The organism is Okeania sp. SIO1H4, from assembly GCF_010672695.1.
GTDB classification, from domain to species: domain Bacteria; phylum Cyanobacteriota; class Cyanobacteriia; order Cyanobacteriales; family Microcoleaceae; genus Okeania; species Okeania hirsuta.
Genome location: NZ_JAAHGB010000013.1, coordinates 41,891 through 65,186 on the forward strand (window position 1 = coordinate 41,891; position 23,296 = coordinate 65,186).

Genomic DNA, 23,296 nt, shown 5'->3' on the forward strand with positions numbered 1-23,296 from the left:
TTTTAACATACTAGGGCGTGTCATCAATTAAGGAGGTTGACAAAATGGGTATTGTATGTTCCAGGTAGATGGCGATCGCTATGCCAATAAAATGACTGAGGCTACCTGTAGGAATTCCTCCCAGAAAGTTTACGGAACCCTTGTCATACCTTGTGGCGATATAGCTGCCGCTAGGCTCCGCCAACGCTCGATACTGTTTGAGTTTGGCAAAGAAATTTTCGATTCATAGACGTGCTTTGTACAATATCTCATCGTAGTTACGGAGTTCTTTTCTGTTTTTTTTCGGGGGAATAACTACCTCTATTCCTCTATTGGTTAAAGGCATAATCACCCGCTCCTGAGCATCGTAAGCTTTATCCCCTAATACTGCTTGTGCTTCTACCATCGGTAATCAAACATCTGCTCCGTCCAAGTCAGATGCTTGACCTGGAGTTAAAAAAAATGGGTGGGATTACCCAGGGCATCTACTACTCCATGTATTTTGGTGGTTAATCCTCCCTTACTACGGCCAATATCTTCCTGTTCAGGGCTGCTATTTTTCGCTCCTGCACTACGAGTATGAGCACGAATAATAGTTGCGTCGATCATGGCATATTCATTATCTGCATCCTCAGCTAAAGTTTGAAATACTATGCACCCATATCCCTGAAATGGACCAACGACTAAAACGAGTATGGACAACACGAAAATCTCCAAATCGTTCTGGTAAGTCTCTCCAGGGAATTCCAGCTCAAGAGCGATATAAAACTGCTTCCACAAATAGGCGATTGTCTCTTGCTGTCCTTCCTACAGTTCCTTCACGTCCTGGTAGTAGGTTTTTGATTCTTTCCCATTGATAATCTCGTAAACCATAGCGTTTAGTCATGTTAGAGAAGCTCTGATTTTTTTTGATTCTGGACGCTTAACCATAAGCATACTATACTCTCAATGTCAAATTTTTATTGATGACACGCCCTAGCTCAGGTAGTCGCAAAAGCTTTTGATGTTGGCAAGTGAAACTCTAGAGTGATAGAATGGAAACCAAACTATACATCTCAATGACTTTATGATAGAGATGAAATTGTGTTTACAGATTGCAGTATCAGAGAATATTTTGATCGGGAACTACAGTGGAAAATTGATCGAGATATAAACGCAGCAATCAATTTGAAACGAGCCGGGATGGACTTGTTCGGTGACTATAAACCTCAAAGCACCCTAAAAACAAAGTGGTTATCACTAAATCTAAAACCGCTTCTGTTTCTAAGGAAGTTCTGACCGTCTTTAAAAGAGATAAGAAGCATACACAGAAAGCTAATACATCTGTGTAGGTAAGTCACTCCAGTAATTGTCTTTCAGATTCCAGAGCTTTAACTAAATCTTGATTTCCTTTAGCTCTTGCTGCTTCCAGGCGATGAGCTAATCTTTTTTCTATATTGACTTTATGAACCTCATTTAATTTAACTAGACTTTTTGGTGAGTTTTTGTTCATCATGGACATTTTTTTTCCAATTTTATTATATAATTTACATTTTTAATTTAGCACAGCTAGAAAAAATCAACCAGTCAGGTTACTGAAAACAGTCAGTTACTATTAGCTATAGACACAAAACAAAGTTTGTTTTAGTAAACTATATCTTGTAGAGTCATTCACAAATATTCTGAGTAAATCTTTTTAATAAAATGCCTGAAAGTCTTGATTAGTAATGAATGTATAAATATTCAGCAATAAATTATATAGTTAACTAAGGACTTTGAAAATCATCTTTTTTTATCCCTTAATGAGAGTTTCTCCTAGTTCATTAAATTTTATTAAGTAGACTTTGCAGTCTCATACTAAATATTAGTTAAGCCTTAGAAGTTAAATTTTATCTTTTTATTTTGGGTTTAATACCCCGCCGTCTACACCTATCCATTACCCACATCTTTCTTAACATAAAGCTTGACTGTTAAGACGAGTTATGAGTAAGTCTTGGCTCGGCTTTTTCGGGAGAAAAAATGTATTTTTCCATACTTTTTTTTTGACAACTTCAGTAGTTTTACTTAGCTAAATTGATTTTTTCTCCTTTCTCCCCTGCTCCCTGCTCCCCTGCTCCCCACAAGGGTTTCAAGACTTATGGGTAAGGTATACCGTCTACACCAGGGTCAATTTATTGTCACTAGTGCCGCTACGCGGAAGTTAAAAATCAAAAGTCAAAACTTTTTTTTTGACAACTTCAGTAGTTTTACTTAGCTAAATTGATTTTTTCTCCTTTCTCCCCTGCTCCCTGCTCCCCTGCTCCCCACAAGGGTTTCAAGACTTATGGGTAAGGTATACCGTCTACACCAGGGTCAATTTATTGTCACTAGTGCCGCTACGCGGAAGTTAAAAATCAAAAGTCAAAAGTCAATCATTTTTGATTTGTAATTGTTTTCGGATTTTGTAACTGGTCAGTTATTTCCGCCATCCTGCACTAGAGAAAAAGGGAGTGGGGAACCCACCCCTAACCCCTAGGGTCAATTTATTGTCACTAGAGAAAAATTGTATACTTTGAAATTTCGTACATCTTGCTAGGATTAGTTAACCAAAAATATAGAGTTAAGGACTTACGGAAAGACACTACATATAGTATATAAAAACTATAGCACTATGGTATATATAGTGTTTTTACCATGATAATGCGTAATTCCTGGAGTTGTAAATATTCTCTGACGACAAAGAATTAGCTCTGGCCGTCTACACCTTGTTTACAATTGGTTGGGGTTTGAGTCCCCATCCGTTTTTTCTTCCTTCCTCTCTTGGTGCGCATTCCCTTGCGTCTATCGCCGACGTGGGGTCGCACCGCTTCTTCCTTCTTCAATAATTTAGAAAACATTTGGTTTTTTCTTCCTCACCTAATAAAAAACCAAAAAATCTCTGGATACACGCTACAATCCTCTACTGTAAAGGATTATTAATCAGTCAAAATTCTTAGTTACTTACACAAAAAATTTCAAATTATCTAACATGATAGATTTCTCTAACATTGCGGCGCAACTTAACGCAGGCACTATCCTTCCAGAAGCAATAGTTATAATTACCCTACTTGTAGTTCTCGTTGGAGACCTCATAGTAGGACGTACTTCTGCTAAATGGACTCCCTACGCAGCCATAGTAGGTCTATTGATCGCTATTGTGGCCTTATATACTCAATGGGACAGTACAAATACCATCGGTTTTTTGGGAGGCTTTAATGCTGATGCCCTCAGTGTAGTATTTAGAGGTATCATTGCTCTGTGTGCAATTACCACCATATTGATGTCGGTGGCATACATAGAACAAACTGGGACTCCACTAGGAGAATTTATTTGTATTCTGCTCACTGCTACTTTGGGGGCAATGTTCCTTTCTGGAGCAGATGAGTTGGTGATGATTTTTGTTTCTCTGGAAACCCTGAGTATCTCCTCTTATTTATTAACTGGTTATACAAAACGTGACCCTCGCTCCAATGAAGCAGCATTAAAATATTTACTCATTGGCGCTGCAAGTTCGGCCGTTTTTCTCTATGGCATCTCCCTTCTCTATGGTTTGTCTGGTGGAGAAACTCGGTTAACAGCGATCGCCTCTAGTCTTGCTGATGGATCGAGTGGCGGTGTTTCACTAGCTTTAGTTATTGCCTTAGTATTCGCGATCGCTGGTATTTCTTTCAAAATTTCTGCTGTCCCTTTTCATCAATGGACTCCGGACGTATATGAAGGTTCTCCTACTCCAGTTGTGGCCTTTCTCTCAGTGGGTTCTAAAGCGGCTGGTTTTGCTCTAGCTATTCGTCTTTTGGTGACTGCTTTTCCTTTAGTTTTGGAACAGTGGCATTTTGTATTTACTGCCCTTGCTGTATTGAGTATGGTATTGGGTAATGTGGTTGCTCTGGCCCAAACCAGTATGAAACGTCTACTTGCTTACTCATCTATTGGACAAGCAGGTTTTATTATGATTGGCCTTTTGGCGAATACTGAAGCTGGTTACGCTAGTATGATATTTTATCTGCTAATTTACTTGTTTATGAATTTGGGTGGTTTTACCTGTGTGATTCTATTTTCTCTCCGTACAGGTACAGACCAAATTAGTGAATATGCAGGGTTATATCAAAAAGACCCGTTATTAACTTTAGGGTTAAGTCTTTGTTTGCTTTCTTTAGGTGGTATTCCTCCACTAGCGGGTTTCTTTGGCAAGATTTATTTATTTTGGGCAGGTTGGCAAGCTGGATTGTATTGGTTAGTTTTGTTAGGATTAATTACCAGTGTTGCTTCTATTTACTACTACATTCGTGTGGTGAAAATGATGGTGGTAAAAGAACCGCAAGAAATGTCGGATGTGATTAAAAATTATCCTCCTATTCGTTGGGATATTTCGGGTATGCGTCCTTTACAAGTAGGGTTGATTTTGTCTGTTTTAGCAACGTCTTTAGCTGGAATTTTATCTAATCCTTTGTTTACTTTGGCTAACGATACTATTGTTAAAACTCCTATGTTGAACTCGGTTTTAGTTCACACTGTTGAAACTAATTCGGTAGCTAGTCAACCAAGTTTTTCTTTGTCGCAAAATAATTAGTTCTGATTCTGTTGATTTACTAAAAGTAAGAAATGTTCGACTGGTTGTCGAGCATTTTTTCTGTTCAATAGATAGGTCGAATTGTTTTTATTTAAGTAGAATACCAAACTGGAGAGTACAAAGTTCTGCTAAAAAACAGTTGGCTCTCAAGATTGAAAGTGTTACTGGGAAAGGTTTACAGTACCTACTGTTGTGAATGGAGAATTTTTAACCTTGAGTCCGTGAAACCCTTGACTAGCAATAGTTATTCCCAGAACTTTGCACTGTCTAGTACCAAAGATTTTTATTTAAAGGCAGAAGTTATATCCCCATTCCAAATTCCAAAGTAGAAAAAATTATACATGGGAAAGATTAGTGATATCATGTCCGTTTAATTAGTGATAAAAAACTTTCTTCTTCTGTTCTTCTTTTTTCCTCCTATATGGGCGTTTGCTTGCCCATAACTATCGTTAACGCCACTACTCCTGACTCCTGATTCCTCGGTCGTTATTTATAAGTGTTCAAACGGACATTATATGAGAGGAAAGCAGCAAAAAAAACTATTTATTTCACTTAGCTTATAGCAGAAGAAAGAAGAAGTAAGAAGGAAAAATCTTGCGTTGTTTGGGTTTTAAGCTTTTGATATGTCCGCGATCTTTCCTTTGACTGCTATAACAACCTATTTCTTGGCCTTATAAGGGTTCTCATATTAATGGGGTAGAGTATTTTTTTCTCTTCACTTATTCTCTGTTCCCTTTCCAAAAATCGGCATACATAGCCTAAATTATTAACAGCTTACTAAATTTTTTGTATCTAAAATATTACCTAATTTTCAGGAAATTCAATAGGTAATATCAAGTTCAGTTATCTATTTATCAAGATATTTAGAGTAGAGGATAGTTATATTAGACATAAGTATTTTAGCGGGTTGAATTTATGCCTTTATTTCAACCTACCTCTACATAAAAGTATTCTAGAAATTTTTAACCATTTCAGAATTTTATTAAGAAAACTGAGTAACGGAAAACTATGCTAGAACTTTTAGAGCTTCTGGTTTCAGAATAACTTGAACTCCTGATTCAACTTTAACGTGCCACATACCGTTTGGTAATTGATTTAGCAACTCTACAGCTTTACCTCGGTCTTCTTCTAGTTCTGGACTTGGTGAATCAACTAAAATAACTGTTGTTTTGGTTGACTCTTTTGATGGTATTAAATTAGCAGATAAAGAGGAGTTTAGAGAGGGAGAGTCTTCTGAGAGAGTTGCTAACTGCATTCTCAGTTTGGTTAGTTTATTTTGCAGTTCTTGATTTTCTTTTTGATATTGTTGTGATTGTTCTGTTAGTTCTTGATTTTCCTCGGTTAATCTTTGAACTTCTAGTTTTAATCTCTGAACTTCTACACATTCATCGATACTAATATTACAAGCTTTAGCTATAACTTTTTTTATTAGGGGGCTGTACATAACTTTTCAGTAAATAAATTAGAGTAAATTGTTTTTATGGAGAGAGAAGTTATTCTTTTTCCTAGCTTCTCTTAACCTTCTATTATCATCTTCTATTTTTCCCATAGAGTATGTGACCCCTTATCTGGTTTTAATGTGATTAAAATCACTATAAAAATTATGAGTTAATTATGGGATAAATTTCCAGGATAATAAACTTGATAGTTGATAGTAATTAATACTTACATAAATTTGTTTTTTGAGTTAAATTGAAGTATAACTACTCAAATTTTTTATTGTTTTACTTAATTCAGGAGGGTGAGTTAAGTAGATACGCATAATGTATTAAAAAAGCCTATCTCATCAATAATTTATTGATCCCCTCTACTCTAGAAGTTGAAAAGATTCTCACATATACTATCTGCTTTGTCAATATAATTTTGGAAATAGGGTTTTTATTCTCAATGTCAAATCAACTATATTAAATATTACTACTTCCTCTTTTTATATATGGTCAGTTGATATATTTTATTTATAATTTTGTGAACGCTTACTTTTAGATGTATGATTGAGAAAATCTAGCATTTACGGTAAGAGTAAGATAGGTCAAATTTTTATATTTTCTCCCAAAAGCAATAAATTTTAATTTTTTTTGATAAAAGTTAATCAGGAAAGAAAGAAAACTTTTAATGTATATCTAATTGTAGGAATTATAAATATTTATCCAGAATTTATGTGAGGGGGGAATTGCTATAGTGAAACTATATTAAATATGACTACTTCCTCTATTTATATATGGTCAATTGATCTGTTTTATTTATAATTTTGTGAACGCTTACTTTTAGATGTATGATTGAGAAAATCTAGCATTTACGGTAAGAGTAAGATAGGTCAAATTTTTATATTTTCTCCCAAAAGCAATAAATTTTAATTTTTTTTGATAAAAGTTAATCAGGAAAGAAAGAAAACTTTTAATGTATATCTAATTGTAGGAATTATAAATATTTATCCAGAATTTATGTGAGGGGGGAATTGCTATAGTGAAACTATATTAAATATGACTACTTCCTCTATTTATATATGGTCAATTGATCTGTTTTATTTATAATTTTGTGAACGCTTACTTTTAGATGTATGATTGAGAAAATCTAGCATTTACGGTAAGAGTAAGATAGGTCAAATTTTTATATTTTCTCCCAAAAGCAATAAATTTTAATTTTTTTTGATAAAAGTTAATCAGGAAAGAAAGAAAACTTTTAATGTATATCTAATTGTAGGAATTATAAATATTTATCCAAAATTTATGTGAGAGGCGAATTGCTATAGTGAAACTATATTAAATATGACTACTTCCTATATTTATATCTGGATATCTGGTCAATTGATCTGTATTTATTTATAATTTTGTGAACGCTTACCTTAAGATATATGATTAAGAAAATCTAGCATTTACTTATAAGAGAAAGATAGGTCATTTCAGTTATCAGTTATCAGTTATCAGTAAAATTTTTATATTTTCTCGCAAAAGCAATAAATTTTAATTTTTTTTGATAAAAGTTAATCAGGGAAGAGGGAAAACTTTTAATCTACATCTAAATTGCAGGAATTATAAATATTTATCCAGAATTTATGTGAGGCGCTAATTATAGCAGTCTCAGGAAAGGTTAGGACAGATAAAAAGCTTAAAAATCAGACAATGTCAGATTTTTCCTTCTTTCTTCTTCCTTCTTTCTTCTTCCTTCTTCCTTCTGTGATACTATAGTGAAACTCTGTTTTGATGCTTTAAAATTTATCTGAAACTATCAGGAAACTCAGCCTTTAAAACAGGTAAAACTGGGCAAGGTTTTTGCTCCTGTAAATTGTCTGGTTTATTCCAAGTAAAAGGAGCTAACTTAGCAGCAGACATCCACAACAAACGTTTTGCTCTAGTCATAGCCACATATAGTAACCGAAATTCCTCTGCGGTCTTCAAATATTCTGCCTGTTTCCAAGCAGTAGAAATATCTGGTAAATCTTGTCCTTGTAAACTGGCGCGAATTTGTGCCCTTGCCACTTCAGCTAAGTCAAATTCTCCCAAAAAACTTACCTGGGGCAAAACTCGTAAATTACCAGGAATTATATTTTCATGTAAAAAAGGTAAAAAGACATAATCCCAATCTAAACCTTTAGCTTTATGCATAGTAATAATAGTAAGTTGCTGAGGGCGAGTATAATTTTTCTCTGCATCTTCATCCACTTCAACAGGTTCAAATCTCTCGGAACCTACAATTTCACTTAAAACTTCTAAAATAGAATTCATCGAACTATTATCAAAAGTTTGTTTAGCAACTCTTTCTGCTAACTTATCCGCAGTTGCTAAATCTGATTGTTGATAATTTAAAGCTAAAGCAAGAAAAGAAATTAATTGATACAAAGGTAATTCTGATTTTGCCCTGAGTAAAGTACGACAAAAATCACGACATTTACGCACCTTTTCTGATTGATAAGGATCGAGAGGTCCTGGGTAAAGAAACTGTTCTGGTTGAGAGGCAAAAACATTATAATCTTGCTTAGGAATTAAACGTCGATCGCCCAAAACTTTCAAAGCAGATTTTAAATAATCTGGAGAATGAGGGCGGTCAATAAATTGCATTAATGCCAATATTTCTGCTGGAATTTGAGAGTGACGCGCTCCTTGAGAAACATCATGTATTGAAATATTTTGTTTGCCTAAATCAATATCTATTCCATATTTTCCCGGATTAGAAAAAGTATCTGTAATAAATTTACCTTGTTTATTTTCTCGTACTAATACAGCAAAATTACCTTTTGGATTTTCTTGAAATAAATTAATTATCCGTTTACCCATCAACTCAAGTGTTTGGTAAATATCTCGGGGTTCATATATTTCTAAACCACCACCAGTAGCTGAAGGATTATCATTTGCCAGATGAATATTTTGGTCTCGAAAAGGTTTTTCTATTCCTGTTAATTCTGAATTATTTACCCATTTCAATACAAAATTAGCTGCATCTATAATTTTTTGACAACTACGACCTGCTTGTTCCATAGTCGCCAACTTATTTAATTGTTCGCAGTCTTCACAAAATTGCCGAAAATCTATTGGGTCTGCTGGAGTAAATGTGGAATTAATTGCTTGATTTGGGTCTCCAACACGCATGAGGTTGAGATTATTTAATTTTGATAATTTATGTTCTTGATAAATCCCATTATTTTCTGAATTACTATCATCATTTTCACTTGAATGAGCCAGTTTTTTTAAAAGTTTAGTTTGCAAGGGGGTAGAATCTTGAGCTTCATCTTCAAACACTGCAAAAACTTGATTTTGCCACATTTTTCTAGCACCTTCATTTTCTAATACCCGCAACGCTGCTAAAATCATTTCATCATAGTCAATTAATTGATTTTCCCTTAATGTTTCCTGATAGATTTGATATAAATTAGCAGCAATAGTCACAACTTGATAATGGTCATTAATTTTGTCTCGTAATTGCCATAAATCTTCTGGTTTAAGACCAGAACTTTTTGCTTGTTGAATTGCTTTCCAAGCTAATTGAGGTAAAACTTCAGTGCGTAAAACTGATTGCCTTCTTAAACGTTCAGTTTCTTCTCCATCAAATTGAACTCCTTCAATTAAAAGTTGATAATGTCTAGGATTTTTGGCAATCCAATTTTCTACACAAGTACGAGTTATTCTGTTGCTTGGAGTGGGAAGAATTAAAGTACTATTTTCTAAATCTAACTCAGATAATTCAGGATGACGTAGGGCAATACTCAAAGCCAAACCATGTAAAGTATGAACAATAAAACTGCCTTGAGGTAAAGATAATTCCTTTAAATGTTTGCGGATTTTAGTTTTAATATTACTAGCTGCAGAACGGGTAAAAGTAACAACAATTAACTGATGATTACTATGTAACTGATAACGAGCGATCGCTAAAGCTGCTGCTGCTGCCATACCATAAGATTTTCCTGCCCCAGGAACTGCTGAAACTGCTAAAGGTCCTCCTTGCCAGTCAGCCATTTGTTGTTGCCCAGGTCGTAAATTGTCACGAATTTGTTGAATTGTTTTTTCTCTTAAACTTGCTAATGATAAGTCAATTTCTGTATTTTCAGTATTCGTTTTAATATCAGTATATGGAGGCAAATTATTATTGAAATCGTCAGTCACCTTGTTTTAAATCAAAAGTTAAAAATTAAAATATAGGGTTTCTCAAGTTACTGAGGAACAGTTGTTTTTCTTATTTTCTATTCCCTACCCCCTACTCCGTTTTAAATCAAAAGTTAAAAATTAAAATATAGGGTTTCTCAGGTTACTGAGGAACAGTTGTTTTTCTTATTTTCTATTCCCTACTCCCTACTCCCTACTCCGTTTTAAATCAAAAGTTAAAAATTAAAATATTACCGAAAAATTGTGGGTATGTGCCTCCCCTTTTAAGGGGATAAAAAAAGAGCATATTCGCCAAGGTCAAGCTTCCTTATTGCAGAGGTACTGATAACTGATAACTGATAACTGAAATGACCAGTAAATATTTAAGTTTATTTTTGCCGAATTCAATCTATTTTAGCTAGGGGAAAATGAAGATAAAAAGTTGTACCAGTAGAAGGACTTGATTCAAAGAAAATCTTCCCATTATGGGCATCAATAATTGTCTTAACAATAGCAGTTCCCAATCCAATACCACCCTGTTTTCCATAACTTACAAAAGCTTCAAATAATTTATCCTGAATTTCTTGAGGAATACCAGGACCATTATCTGAAAAAGTAATTTCAACTAATCGATCTTTTCTTCTAGCTCTGATTTCTATTTTGCCTTCAGATTTATCCAGAGCTTCTACAGCATTAGATAATAAATTTTGTAAGACACGGTTAATCTTATTTTCATCAGCATTTATGATTAAACCCTCTTCCACAGAAACTATCAATTCTACAGAAGAAAAATCAATATAGACCTGGTTTAACTTAGCAAAATTTTGTAAGAGTTTAGCAATATCAATTAACTGACAATATAATTTTGTATTCCCCTGAGAAAAAGCAAGCACTTCTTCTGCCATATTTAACATTCTCTGAACTTGCATTGAAATTAGATCGCACCATTCTTGACTCTCTTGATCGGGATGGAGTTCTTTTAACATTGAACTTGATAATTGAATACCAGTAAAAGGACTTCTAAAATCATGAATAATAGTATTTACCATCTCTCCAATCAAAGTCATTTTCTCTTTATAAGCTAATTGATTGACATAATCAGTCGTCACGGTTCGCAATCTTTGAGATAAAAAACTTAAGATTTGTAAGACTATATCTCCTTTTGTATTAGCTAATATCTCTGTTATGGATTCATAGTAAATTTTCGCCAAAACTGTTTCCTTAGATGTAACTACCCTAGCACTTCTTGGCTTTCTATCTATAATCCCTAACTCTCCCAAATAACCATTAGATTTAACAGATGTAATCACAACATAATTATTCCCTTCACCACTCCTTTTACTAACTTCTACTTCACCTTCTAGAACTAAAAATAAAGAATCTGAATCATCACCTTCTTCAAAAATAATCTCTCGGGGATTAAATTTTTTAATAATAGCAATCTGGGAAATTTGTGCAGCTTGCTCAGGTTCAAAATAGCGAATAAACTGATGTGATTCTAGTTTCATTTTGTAGGGGGATATAGTATGTCTTTCGGTTAGGTAGTCTTGGTGATAATGGATGAATTTATCATAAAAAATATTCAGTATCAAAAGTTGTCAATCCTATGACACAACAAAATTTTGAGGCAAAAGAGATAGATAAATCAACATTCATAACTTTATTGATATTGAGCTACAGCACAAAAGCTATACCCTATATTTTTACTGATATCTTTTTATTACTAATCAACTAGATAGGAAAAAAAGCTATCGCTTTAGCTATAGCTAAAAACTCCTAAATTTTATAATAGTAAATATTTTGATTCAGCTAGTTTGCCATCGCTTTTATTAGTTGTCGCTTCATCAAATTTATTTGACTTGACAATCAATATAGGATATGTACTAAATTGATTACTAAGTTTATTTTCAAATAGTACTATTTTTTATGTGAAGTCCGGAATAATAATTGTCCCCAGATGAGGTAAAATAGAGTTTAATATCAAATCTATTAAACAAGCCTAAACTTACCTCCTAATTTTTCCCTCTATCCAAGACTCTATTATAAATTACATATTGATTAGTCCTGTTAGAGATGAAGAGTTAACAACTGTTGACTAAAATCTGTAAAAAGTTATGGACATCATCTTGAGAATTGCCCTGGAGAAACGACTTGAGCTCCAACGGCCTCAATTACACTAAAATGAATAATGCCACTAATCTTAATATAGTGGCATTACAGACCTAATTATAGAGTTTTTTATGGGCTAAAATTACCACAGTCCTCTTACAGGAGGAGGTTGTGGGACAGGTCTTGTAATAGGAGGGGGTGGCTGAAGTGGTGGAAACTCTAAGGAAGGAGGACCCTGGAAATTGTATGTTGGTAACTGAACTTCTACCCGTTCATAGTTATAATCTGGGATGACTTTAAAAAAGTCTATACAACCACAAGGGTCTTCAGGATCGTCATTCTTTTTGCCCACAATTGCATAAACCCGCATTCCAGGTACTAGACCTGCTATTTCCATCGTATGTCTAGGAGAAAAAAATAGAGTTCGTAGTTGACCACGTTCCTCTTCAGGAATTGTGACATAAGTGGGTTCACCATCATTAGGTGCAATGCCAGGAATGCCTAATTCTGCTTCTTCATCTACTAGAATTGTGACTACATTACCGATAATACCTTTAACATAACCGACAATCTCCATTTGATTTGCTCCCCCTGCTCTAGTTCTTTCCCTTTGGGCAACTTTCTCATTTTCAGGAGCAGCGATCGCCGGATAAATTGTTCCAAATGTAATTAATATTGACAAGCAACCACTTGCCAAATTTGTATATTTTGGAAGACGCATGACTACCTCACCAAATTTTGTCTAAGTGTCTAAGTTAAAATCTGTTTTCACGGGTTTAACTGGACAGTGATTAATTGATTGCTTATTTTTATAACAACCTCGTCAAGAGGATACCACCAACGCTTATTTTTGGCAAGTAAGCTTACTTTATATGTAGTGTAGAATTTTTTCTGTTATTGCAATTGAGATTAACAGGCAAACTATTTGTATTACTTTCATTGAAAATATCTAGATATAGCCTCTGTTTCATTTACCAGAAAATAGGTTTATTAATTTGCAAATTAATCTTAATCTTGCCTTGAAGCAATATAACAACCCTAGATTTTGGTTCTAATATTTTAGTATGGGTAATATAGTCATCAAGTTCTTAATTATAAAAGACTTAGAGATAAATTTTTTATTGATCAGGATTTCAGATTTCCTTTTTCTATAAACTATGAATCTATATATTATATCTTTATATCTAGAATATCTATAAAAAAATTACTAACAATATAGCAACCATATTGTGATTTTCATATTTTAGTTCGACTCAGCCAATATATTTTTGGGGAACTACTATCGATAGTACTTCTATTCATAATTAATTTGCAGTATTTTTGTGATTAATTGTCATACAACTTTACTCCAAAATATTAGTAATTACTGATTAGCATTTTCTCCTGATTTAATTTTTTTTTCTTCAGGCATATATTCTTCAATATTAATAGATGCTATTCCCTTAGATTCGACCAACTCAAACATTGACCCTAATTGTACCCAGATCAACAAGGCAGTTGGAAACACGACTATTGCACCTATGACAATAGATAACCATTCAACAATATTAAAGATAGAAAGACTAGCTGATACAGATAAAAAGATAAATAAAGTCATGCTCAAATAAGCAGTAATAAGATTAGGTGTTTGATAACCTATTTGCTTTTGAGAGACTTTGTTTTTCAGCCATAGTGTTAATTTATACTCCAACATATCTTTAAAAATAATTCCCAAGACAATAGAGAAAAATAATGTTAACTGAATGACTGTGTAGACAGGAAAATCAAAAAAAGTATTACTGTACATTTTGTTTAACCACAAATATTAACATTTGTAAATCATATCATATTTGTAGTGAGAAAGAAGACACAAAAAAATTTTTAGCAAAGAATTAAAGATATAGCAGAAGCAAGAAGCAAGAAGCAAGAAGGAAAAATATTGCTTTGTCTGAGTTTTAAGATGTCTATCTGTCCTAACCTTTCTTTCTACTGGGATAATCAGAGTAAAAAAAATTATGATGAATTTTGTACCTCACGCTTCTTGGAAATTATAGCAATTCCTTAAAATAATGCTTTTTTTATTTAAAAATTCAGCTATTAAGTAATAAATCAGATTCAGTGATTTTTTTAGCAATTATTTATATGAAGTAAACATATATTATTCATTTATTATTCGTTATTCACCTAATCCGTACTCCCTGCTCTCAATAAAATTAGTAAAAATGCGTGTGATTTCGTATTATAAATAAATTAATTTCTCATTTGGCAATCCTGCAACTGTAATGGTATTAATTGAACTTAGGACAAATCACCTAATGATGTCAGTTCTAATTACCTCAGCTCCAATTAAAAGAAGGAAAATGTATTTCGGTTTCTTTCCTACTCAAAGTTTTTTCCACTTCCCCACTCCCCCACTCCCTTACTGCACTACTTATAATTTCAGTCAAATAATACTTTCTCCAAATTTTGCAAAGCAATTTCCAAATTATCATTCATTAGTTGTACATCAAACTCTCCTGCAGCTTCCATCTCTTTAATTGCCCTTTCTAGACGCTTGACGATCGCTTCTTCCGAATCATGTCCTCTATCCCGCAATCTTTTTTCCAATTCAGTCATAGAAGGAGGTAAAATAAAAATAAGCAATGCTTCTGAAAAAGTCTGTTTAATTTGTCTTGCCCCTTGTACCTCAATCTCCAATAATACTAATTTACCCTGTTTAATATTTTCAATAACTGGCAGACGTGGCGTACCATAAAAATTACCTGCAAACTCAGCCCATTCTAATAAATCTTGAGTTTCAATCATTTGTTGAAATTTATTGCGGTCTACAAAGTAATAACTTTCTCCTTCTACTTCTCCAGGTCGAGGACAACGGGTAGTCATAGAAATAGATAAAACTAATTCTGGATGACGTTCTAAGAGAGATTTTACCAAAGTCCCCTTACCTACACCACTAGGTCCTGTTAAAACAATTAATTTACCAGTTTGCATAAATTTTTATCGCAGTACAAGCGAGCATAACTAAACTTTTAGTTATTAATAACAAATTTTGGAAAATCAAACATCAATTACTACAATTAACTATCTTTATTGTTAAATATAAATCGATGTGCCACTGTCTCAGGTTGAATTGCCGAAAGAATAATATGATTAGAATCTGTAATAATCACTGCTCTGGTACGCCGACCATAAGTAGCATCAATTAATTTGCCTCTTTCCTTGCCATCGCTAATCATTCGCTTGATCGGGGCTGATTCTGGACTAACAATTGCAACGACTCTATTCGCAGAAACTATATTACCAAAACCAATATTAATTAACTGGATATCCATGACAGATTATGCAACTTATATATACAAAGTTTTTCAGTTATAGCAGCAGGAAAAAGGAAGAAGGAAGAAGGAAGAAGGAAGGTAAGCATTCAGGTCTTGGGGTTGCATTATTCTTGATTTTTTGCATACTCAGTGTTTCAAAGCTGAAAACTGTATCTAAGAATACTAAATAGTCTATAAATGAGGCTAAAAGGTTTCTGGAAAGTGATAAACACATAGATATGATTATTTGTCAACCCCAGCACCTGAATAGTTACGAAGGAAGAAGGACAAATTTTCGTTGTCTGAGTTTAAGCTTTTGATATGTCAGTGCTCTTTCCTTAGACTACTATGTACAGAAGATTTCACCAAGGGTGAGATATACCCCGAAGCGGGAAAAATGCCAGCACTGGGAACATTTAATTATTCATATCTGTACTTCTTATGGGAGGAATCTGCTATAAGAAGAAAACACCTAAAAATCTTTATTCATTAAATCAGGCTTTTACATCAAGTCTAAATCTGTCATTATATAAGTAATAAATATTTATAGTTCTGAATAATTTTCAAACCTGCTCAATCAAATAATTGGGTTTATACTAAAGACTTTTATTGATAGCAGAGAAGAAGGAAAAATGGCATTGGTGAATGCGTAATGCTTTTGTCTCAAATATCTATGAACAAACTATAATTGTACCGTTCATAAATATTTAATGCCATTACCTAATCACCAACCCCGGAAAAATAATTAATCTTTATTTGTCAACTAAACTTGATATTATAATTCTCTAAATTTACATGAAAAAAGCAAAAAAAATTATTTAAAGATTGTCGCCTGAAAAATAAAAAATACTATTTTTAGACACTAAATTTATATCATAGTTTTTTCACTTTTAATTTTTAACTTAAAGCTAACTGTGCAACCTGTTGACTATACAACTCTCATAGCTTCATGTTCTGAACTCCGTGTTAAATGGCTACCAGCACGTTTAGAGCAGGTATATCAGCGCGATCGCTTTACCATTACCATTGCTCTGCGAACTCTCAAAAAACGTGGTTGGCTGGACATTTCCTGGCATCCCCAAGGGGCCCGTATTTGTATCAGTGACCCTCCACCTCGCGCCCCTGATACTTTTACTTTTAGTCAACAATTACGACATCAGCTAGGTGGACTAGCTTTAATAGCTATTGTTGAAGTTTCTCCTTGGGAGAGGGTGCTGGACTTCCAATTTGCGAAACGTCCTGGGGAAGCACCCCTATGGCATCTTTATGTGGAAGTTATGACCAAGTACAGCAATGTTATTCTGACTACTGCGGATAATTTTGTTGTTACCTGTGCCCATCAAGTGAATAGTCAACAGTCTAGTCTTCGTCAAATTCAAACTGGTCAACCTTATGAACTTCCCCCTTCTCTGACTAACCCTATTCCTAATTTGCAAGAAACGCAACAGCAATGGCAAGAAAGGATTAGTTTAATACCTGGTGTATTGTGGCGAAATTTAATTAAAAATTACCGTGGCCTCAGTAAGGCTTTAGTACAGCCAATGATTGAAGCTTCAGGACTAGACTCTCAAGAGTCTACTAATGACCTTAGTGCTTCGGACTGGCAAAAATTATTTAAAAGTTGGCAAGAATGGTTAAAAAATCTGGAGCATTCCAAATTTTATCCTGGTTGGACAGAAAATGGATACACTGTAACAGGTTGGCTAAGTGTAGAATCTGTTGATACTGTTCAGGAATTACTGAATGATTATTATACTGGACAGCTGAATCAGCAAGAGTTTAGTCAACTATATCATCAAATTAGCCAAAAACTTAAAAATATTACGGCTAAGTTACAGCTCAAGGCTGATACTTTTACCGAACGTTTACACCAGTCGGATGGGGCAGAATTGTTGCGATCGCAAGCCGATTTACTTATGGCCAATCTCCACGAATGGCGACCGGGGATGAAAGCTATTACTCTATGTGACTTTGAAACGGGGGAACCGATGGTCATCAAGTTAGACCCAGAGAAAAATGCGGTGCAAAATGCCCAAAGTCTTTATAAAAAGCACCAAAAGTTGAAACGGGCCCGTGTAGCAGTTGAACCCCTTTTAGCGACAGTCCAAGCAGAAATTGATTATTTGGAGCAAGTGGAAGCTTTTTTGTCTCAGTTAGATACTTACCAAACTCCAGAAGATTTACGCACTCTTGAAGAAATTCGGGATGAGTTAATTCAGCAAGCTTACCTTAAAGCTCCAGAACATCATCACCAAGATAATAAAAAGGATACAGAATTTTACCGTTACGAAACTCCTGGTGGATTTGAATTATTGGTTGGCCGTAATAATCGTCAAAATGATTTGTTAACTTTTCGAGTGGCGGGAGATTATGATTTGTGGTTTCATACTCAAGAAATTCCTGGTAGTCATGTTTTGTTGCGACTAGATGCTGGTGCCACACCTGATGAAGTTGATTTACAGTTTGTTGCAGATATAAGTGCTTTTTATAGTCGTGCCCGTCAGAGTGAAATAGTCCCAGTTATTTATACTAAACCTAAGTTTGTTTATAAGCCCAAGGGTGCTAAACCTGGTATGGTTGTATATAAGCAAGAACAGGTTTTTTGGGGGAAACCACAAAGGGCTGAAACCCATATTGCACAACTAATTGGGATACAAAATTAAAAATTTTTCCAAAAATTGCTCAATAGTTTGTTACAATCAGCAATATAGACATTGTGAGATATATAACCCGCAAATCGCTGCGAACTTGGGAATGCGTAGCTACTTGCTTGTTAATCTCGCAGAAATAACAACGGAAAATAATTTTTACTTAGACCTGCTTGACAAAGTTGGTCTTTTTCTTTGTCGTCGATCAAAAAAGTTATACCAAATTGATAAATGTTTGCTACAAATAGATAGGATATTCCTTAGGAATCAGGAGTCAGGAGTCAGGAGTCAGAATGAATGGCTTCAATACCATTTTTGAGGGCGTTGGTAAATAGAAAGATGAATTGAACGTGCCAAATTCTCAGCAAATGCTACAGAACTGGATCGATACACATTACTCGTTTCTTCTTAACTTTGAGCCAGAGATGTATCTGGGTAGGAATAGTCAAAACTCTCCTGGATACTAACTTATATTGATATCTATGTCATAAATAAGTTTTAGCGTTACGCTAAGTTAAGAAGATATATTATAACATCAAAAAAGCTTTTTGTAACACGAGGTAATCTGGATATATAAAACAGTATAAACAATCTCTCATTGAGGATTGCTGACAACGTATGATAAACCTTTAAAGTCTTAGTACTAATTTAGATTGGTAATAACTATGTCACAACAGAGTCTAATCACAGTCAACCAAAATGGACAATACGGTCGGCAAAATTTTACATATCCATCAAAATTGGATCTTGAGGTTGTCAATCAGGAACTTGCCCAAGCAGATGCTCATACTCTAGTTAAGTGGGGATATGCAACCTTTGGAGAAGGTTTAGTTATGAGTACCAGTTTTGGTATCCAGGCTGCTGTTATGTTACATCTAGTTACAACCGTTGTACCTGATATTCCTGTTATTTGGGTTGATACAGGATATTTACCCGCCGAAACTTATAGATTTGCTGAAGAGTTGACCGAGCGACTGAGACTGAATCTTAAAGTATATCAATCTTCAATTAGTCCAGCTAGAATGGAAGCTCTACATGGCCGACTTTGGGCTGAGAAGAATGCTGATGCTCTGAACCGCTATGACCAAATTCGGAAAGTAGAACCTATGCAAAGAGCGTTAAAAGAGTTAGGTGCTAAAGCTTGGCTAGCTGGCCTGCGGAAGGACCAAACTGACCACCGCAAGGGTCTTAACCGCATTAGTCAGCAATCGGGAATATATAAGATTTTACCTATATTAACTTGGAATGCCAGGGATATATACCAATATTTGACTGCTTACAATTTGCCTTATCATCCATTTTTCGATTTAGGTTATACCAGTGTGGGAGATTGGCATTCTAGTCGCCCCTTGACTATGGAAGATGAGAATGAACGGGATACTCGTTTTCATGGTCTTAAGCAGGAGTGCGGACTACATTTGCCTCAGACAGATGGACAAGCTCAAAGTTTAGATTCTAGTTCTTTATAATTAGGGTTTGCGTATGGAAAGTCTTTTTTCTGGGGTAGGAGACAGGAGACAGGAGACAGGAGACAGGAGGAACGGGTATGGGAGCGAGGAGGTAGGAATAAGAATTGTGAGAGTGATTTTTCTACCATAGTCAGCCGAAAATACTAGCTTTTTGAGCTTTTTGCACCTCGGAGGAACTGCGTTAACAGCTATTGCTTTTAGTTTAGGATAAAAGCTTTATTAATTGTCTTACTACAAAAGTTGCTTCCCTTGCCTTTTGGTTGGGGTTTGAGTCCCCATCCACTTCTTCCTTCTTCAATTCAAAGCTTCAGCATGATATCTTATATGGTCTTCTATAAAAGATGCAATAAAATAATAGCTATGATCGTAATCTTTTTGCATTCTTAAAGTTAGATTTACTCCTTTTTTTTGACAAGCTTTTTCCAATACTTCTGGTAATAATTGTTTTTGGGATAAAAAGGGATCAGCAGTTCCTATATCAATTAAAATCGGATGACTATAACCATAATTTAAAATTAATTCACTAGCATCATAATCACGCCAGTTTTCTTGATTTGAACCTAAATAATTGCTAAAAGCTTTTTCACCCCAAGGACAACACATTGGTGCTGCAATTGGCGCAAAAGCGGAAATAGATTGATATTTTGCCGGATTTTTTATAGCACAAATTAATGCTCCGTGACCTCCCATGGAATGACCGAAAATACTTTGTTTATCTGGCTGAATTGGAAAATTTTTAGCTATGAGTTCTGGTAATTCTTTAACAACGTAACTATACATTTGATAATGCTTTTTCCAAGGTTCTAATGTGGCATCAAGATAAAATCCTGCACCTGTACCAAAATCCCAACTATCGTTCTCATTTTTAATGCCAGTATTGCGCGGACTTGTATCTGGTACGACTAAAATTAATCCATATTTGGCAGCAAATTGTTGTGCCCCTGCTTTAGCCATAAAGTTTTCTTCAGTACAGGTTAAACCAGAAAGAAAATACAATACTGGTAATGGTTTTGATTTAGCTTCGGGAGGTAAATAAATTGAAAAACGCATCTGAATATTACAGATGTAAGATGAGTGGAAATAGTAGATAACTTTGCCGCCGAAGCATTGATGTTCTTTAACCAGTTTGAGTTCTGTAGACATAATTTAATAAGTAAGAAGAATAGATTAATTTTAATTTGTAACAGGTAGTAAATGTGGTTGACTCATAGAATTTTTTGTGAGTATTGACTATTAAGTAAATCAGTCAAGTTAATGATAAAATGTAGGTGAGAAAGGAATAGATAAAAGTACATTTTCAAAACTTAAGTTTTTCTCACTAATATTGTTAATTTATTAACAAAAAAATCAGGTATTCAGCCTACTCTTAGCAAGTCAGAAGTTAGTATCAGTTATCAGTTATCAGTTATCAGTAACTTTTTATTCTTTCTCAATTTCAAAGGTTGCTTTTACCTTCTCTAAAATTAATAGCTGAAGTCCGTAGTTCCGACCCTGGAGGATAGCTAATAACTGACAGCTATTTGCGTAGTATTCCGCAGGAAATGCTTACTTCAAAAGTTAAATAGTTACCCAGGTTTTTTGTCTGTTTTTGACAATTATTAATCGGTCAGTATTGATTAGTCCTACTTTTACTTCTTCCTTCTTCCTTATTACTTATTTAAAAAGTTACAACATACGAATAGACTTACCTTCATGCATCAAATTAAAAGCATCATTAATTTTTTCCACTGGCATAAAATGAGTAATCAAATCATCAATATTAATCTTTCCTTCCATATACCAATCAACAATTTTCGGTACATCCGTACGACCCCTCGCACCTCCAAAAGCTGTACCTTTCCATACCCTTCCTGTTACTAACTGAAACGGACGAGTACTAATTTCTTGTCCCGCACCAGCTACACCAATAATTACACTCATACCCCAACCTTTATGACAACATTCTAAAGCTTGACGCATCACATTAACATTACCAATACATTCAAAAGTATAGTCAGCACCACCTTTTGTTAAATCAACTAAATAAGGAACTAAATCACCTTCTACTTCTCTAGAATTAACAAAATGTGTCATGCCAAATTTTTCCGCTAATTCACGTTTACTAGGATTAATATCAACCCCAACAATCATATCAGCACCCACCATTTTTGCCCCTTGAATTACATTTAAACCAATGCCACCTAAACCAAATACAATTACTTTTCACCAGCTTCAACTTTTGCCGTATTAATAACAGCTCCAATGCCAGTTGTTACTCCACAACCGATATAGCAAACCTTATCAAAAGGAGCATCTTTACGAATTTTTGCTACGGAAATTTCTGGTAATACTGTATAGTTTGCAAAGGTTGAAGTACCCATATAATGATGAATCATTTCACCATTTAATGAAAATCTACTGGTACCATTTGGCATTACACCACGACCTTGAGTAGTGCGAATTGCTTGACATAAATTAGTTTTCATGCTGAGACAATACTCACACTGACGACATTCTGGGGTGTAGAGAGGGATAACATGGTCTCCTGGTTTGACGCTAGTGACATTTTGTCCAACTTCAACAACGACCCCAGCTCCTTCATGTCCTAAAATGCTAGGAAATAAACCTTCAGGGTCTGCACCAGAAAGAGTATAAGCATCGGTATGACAAATTCCGGTTGCTTTAATTTCTATCATTACTTCGCCAGCTTTTGGATTTTCTAAATTAACGGTTTCTATACTTAATGGTTTACGAGCTTCAAAAGCTACTGCTGCTTTTACTTCCATGTTGATATCCTGATAAAAATGACAGGATTAATCATAGTTTATGTAAGGAGAAATAAGCAAGAATCAGGAGGATAAAAATAATGCAATAAATAGACAAATTTAAAATTTTGCCAGACAAAGATATGTGGCAATTCAAAAAGTTAGTAATGTCTATCATTGCTTCTGTTAGTTTCTTCTATAAACAGAAAAACTTGAAATTTTCGCTGAGAAGGATCTGTGGCAATTCGAGAAGTCAGTAACGCCTATAATTGGTGCTGTTAATTTCTTCTTTTTTCTTGCTGATTATCTCTTCCTTTATAAACAGAAAAGCTTGGGATTTTGAGGTGTTCAAGAGTTGCTTTTATTCTCAAAGCCAGGGTATATCTATCATGGCTGTGATAGATTGATTATTCTTTCTTTCTGATTTTCTTTTCCTGGTTCCTTTCTAGTTAGTATGAGATAAATTCTAGAAAATAATAGAGCAAATAGAAAAATTTAAAATTTTGGCTGAGAAGGAGTTGTGGCAATTAGAAAAATTAGTAATGTTTATGATTACTTCTGTTAGTTTATTCTAGAAACAGAAAAGCTGGAAATTTTGAGATAGTCAAGAGTTGCTTTTATTCTCAAAGCCAGGAAATATCTATCATGGCTGTGATAGATTGATTATTCTTTCTTGCTGATTTTCTTTTCCTGGTTATTTTCTAGTTAGTATGAGATAAATTCTAGAAAATAATGCAGCAAATAGAAAAATTTAAAATTTTACCTGAGAAAGAGCTGTGGCAATTTGAGAAGCCATAAGAAGTTCTATAGAGTAAAATTATCATCAGAGTTGACTGTAGGTAAAAACAGAAATACTTACTTATTTACTCCTATTGACCATCATGATTTTCTCCTCTACGTCGTCCTACCGATGG

At 34.4% G+C, this 23,296-nt stretch carries 13 protein-coding genes and 2 pseudogenes; 3 read left to right on the top strand and 12 right to left on the bottom strand.

Annotated features, from left to right (window positions below):
* Nucleotides 1–112 precede the first annotated feature (112 nt).
* From F6K06_RS12600 to F6K06_RS12610, 3 genes and pseudogenes are all read right to left on the bottom strand, one after another.
* A pseudogene (locus F6K06_RS12600) lies at nt 113–865 on the bottom strand (IS5 family transposase); the annotation flags it as partial.
* 450 nt (nt 866–1,315) lie between these two features.
* Nucleotides 1,316–1,474: a hypothetical protein gene (locus F6K06_RS12605; RefSeq protein ID WP_161564460.1), complete on the bottom strand. Its 159-nt coding sequence runs from the start codon at nt 1,472–1,474 to the stop codon at nt 1,316–1,318.
* A gap of 1,207 nt (nt 1,475–2,681) precedes the next feature.
* Entirely contained in the window at nt 2,682–2,834 is a 153-nt protein-coding gene (locus tag F6K06_RS12610) for a hypothetical protein (RefSeq protein ID WP_287288050.1), read from the bottom strand.
* Nucleotides 2,835–2,965: 131 nt separating this feature from the next.
* On the opposite strand from F6K06_RS12610, the gene F6K06_RS12615 reads away from it, so the two are divergent.
* On the top strand, nt 2,966–4,546 hold the full coding sequence (locus F6K06_RS12615; protein WP_375339359.1) for an NAD(P)H-quinone oxidoreductase subunit N: 1,581 nt from the start codon (nt 2,966–2,968) through the stop codon (nt 4,544–4,546).
* A gap of 1,006 nt (nt 4,547–5,552) precedes the next feature.
* Here F6K06_RS12615 and F6K06_RS12620 read toward each other — a convergent pair.
* The 7 genes from F6K06_RS12620 to remA all read right to left on the bottom strand — a co-directional run bounded on the left by F6K06_RS12620 (nt 5,553) and on the right by remA (nt 15,539).
* Complete coding sequence (locus F6K06_RS12620; RefSeq protein WP_124144480.1) at nt 5,553–5,990, bottom strand: hypothetical protein; 438 nt, start codon at nt 5,988–5,990, stop codon at nt 5,553–5,555.
* Nucleotides 5,991–7,758: 1,768 nt separating this feature from the next.
* Complete coding sequence (locus F6K06_RS12625) at nt 7,759–10,140, bottom strand: ATP-dependent helicase (protein ID WP_375340273.1); 2,382 nt, start codon at nt 10,138–10,140, stop codon at nt 7,759–7,761.
* Nucleotides 10,141–10,523: 383 nt separating this feature from the next.
* Nucleotides 10,524–11,627: an ATP-binding protein gene (locus tag F6K06_RS12630; RefSeq protein WP_124144482.1), complete on the bottom strand. Its 1,104-nt coding sequence runs from the start codon at nt 11,625–11,627 to the stop codon at nt 10,524–10,526.
* Nucleotides 11,628–12,370: 743 nt separating this feature from the next.
* The gene (locus F6K06_RS12635; RefSeq protein WP_124144483.1) at nt 12,371–12,949 is read right to left on the bottom strand and encodes a hypothetical protein; all 579 of its coding nucleotides are present in this window, start codon (nt 12,947–12,949) and stop codon (nt 12,371–12,373) included.
* Between the two features lie 642 nt (nt 12,950–13,591).
* Complete coding sequence (locus tag F6K06_RS12640; protein ID WP_124144484.1) at nt 13,592–14,014, bottom strand: hypothetical protein; 423 nt, start codon at nt 14,012–14,014, stop codon at nt 13,592–13,594.
* Between the two features lie 632 nt (nt 14,015–14,646).
* Nucleotides 14,647–15,198, bottom strand: a complete 552-nt coding sequence (gmk, locus tag F6K06_RS12645) for a guanylate kinase (RefSeq protein WP_124144485.1) — start codon at nt 15,196–15,198, stop codon at nt 14,647–14,649.
* Nucleotides 15,199–15,284: 86 nt separating this feature from the next.
* Entirely contained in the window at nt 15,285–15,539 is a 255-nt protein-coding gene (remA, locus tag F6K06_RS12650) for an extracellular matrix/biofilm regulator RemA (protein WP_124144486.1), read from the bottom strand.
* Nucleotides 15,540–16,435: 896 nt separating this feature from the next.
* Between remA and F6K06_RS12655 the strand changes: the two genes are divergently transcribed.
* Nucleotides 16,436–18,184, top strand: a complete 1,749-nt coding sequence (locus F6K06_RS12655) for an NFACT family protein (RefSeq protein ID WP_124144487.1) — start codon at nt 16,436–16,438, stop codon at nt 18,182–18,184.
* A gap of 650 nt (nt 18,185–18,834) precedes the next feature.
* On the top strand, nt 18,835–19,638 hold the full coding sequence (locus tag F6K06_RS12660) for a phosphoadenylyl-sulfate reductase (protein WP_124144488.1): 804 nt from the start codon (nt 18,835–18,837) through the stop codon (nt 19,636–19,638).
* Between the two features lie 294 nt (nt 19,639–19,932).
* On the opposite strand, the gene fghA is transcribed toward F6K06_RS12660, so the two are convergent.
* Both fghA and F6K06_RS12670 read right to left on the bottom strand, forming a co-directional pair.
* Nucleotides 19,933–20,781, bottom strand: coding sequence for an S-formylglutathione hydrolase (gene fghA, locus F6K06_RS12665; RefSeq protein ID WP_287241678.1), 849 nt, complete (start codon nt 20,779–20,781; stop codon nt 19,933–19,935).
* A 522-nt stretch (nt 20,782–21,303) separates the two neighbouring features.
* Nucleotides 21,304–22,403, bottom strand: a pseudogene (locus tag F6K06_RS12670) (S-(hydroxymethyl)glutathione dehydrogenase/class III alcohol dehydrogenase).
* Nucleotides 22,404–23,296: the final 893 nt, after the last annotated feature.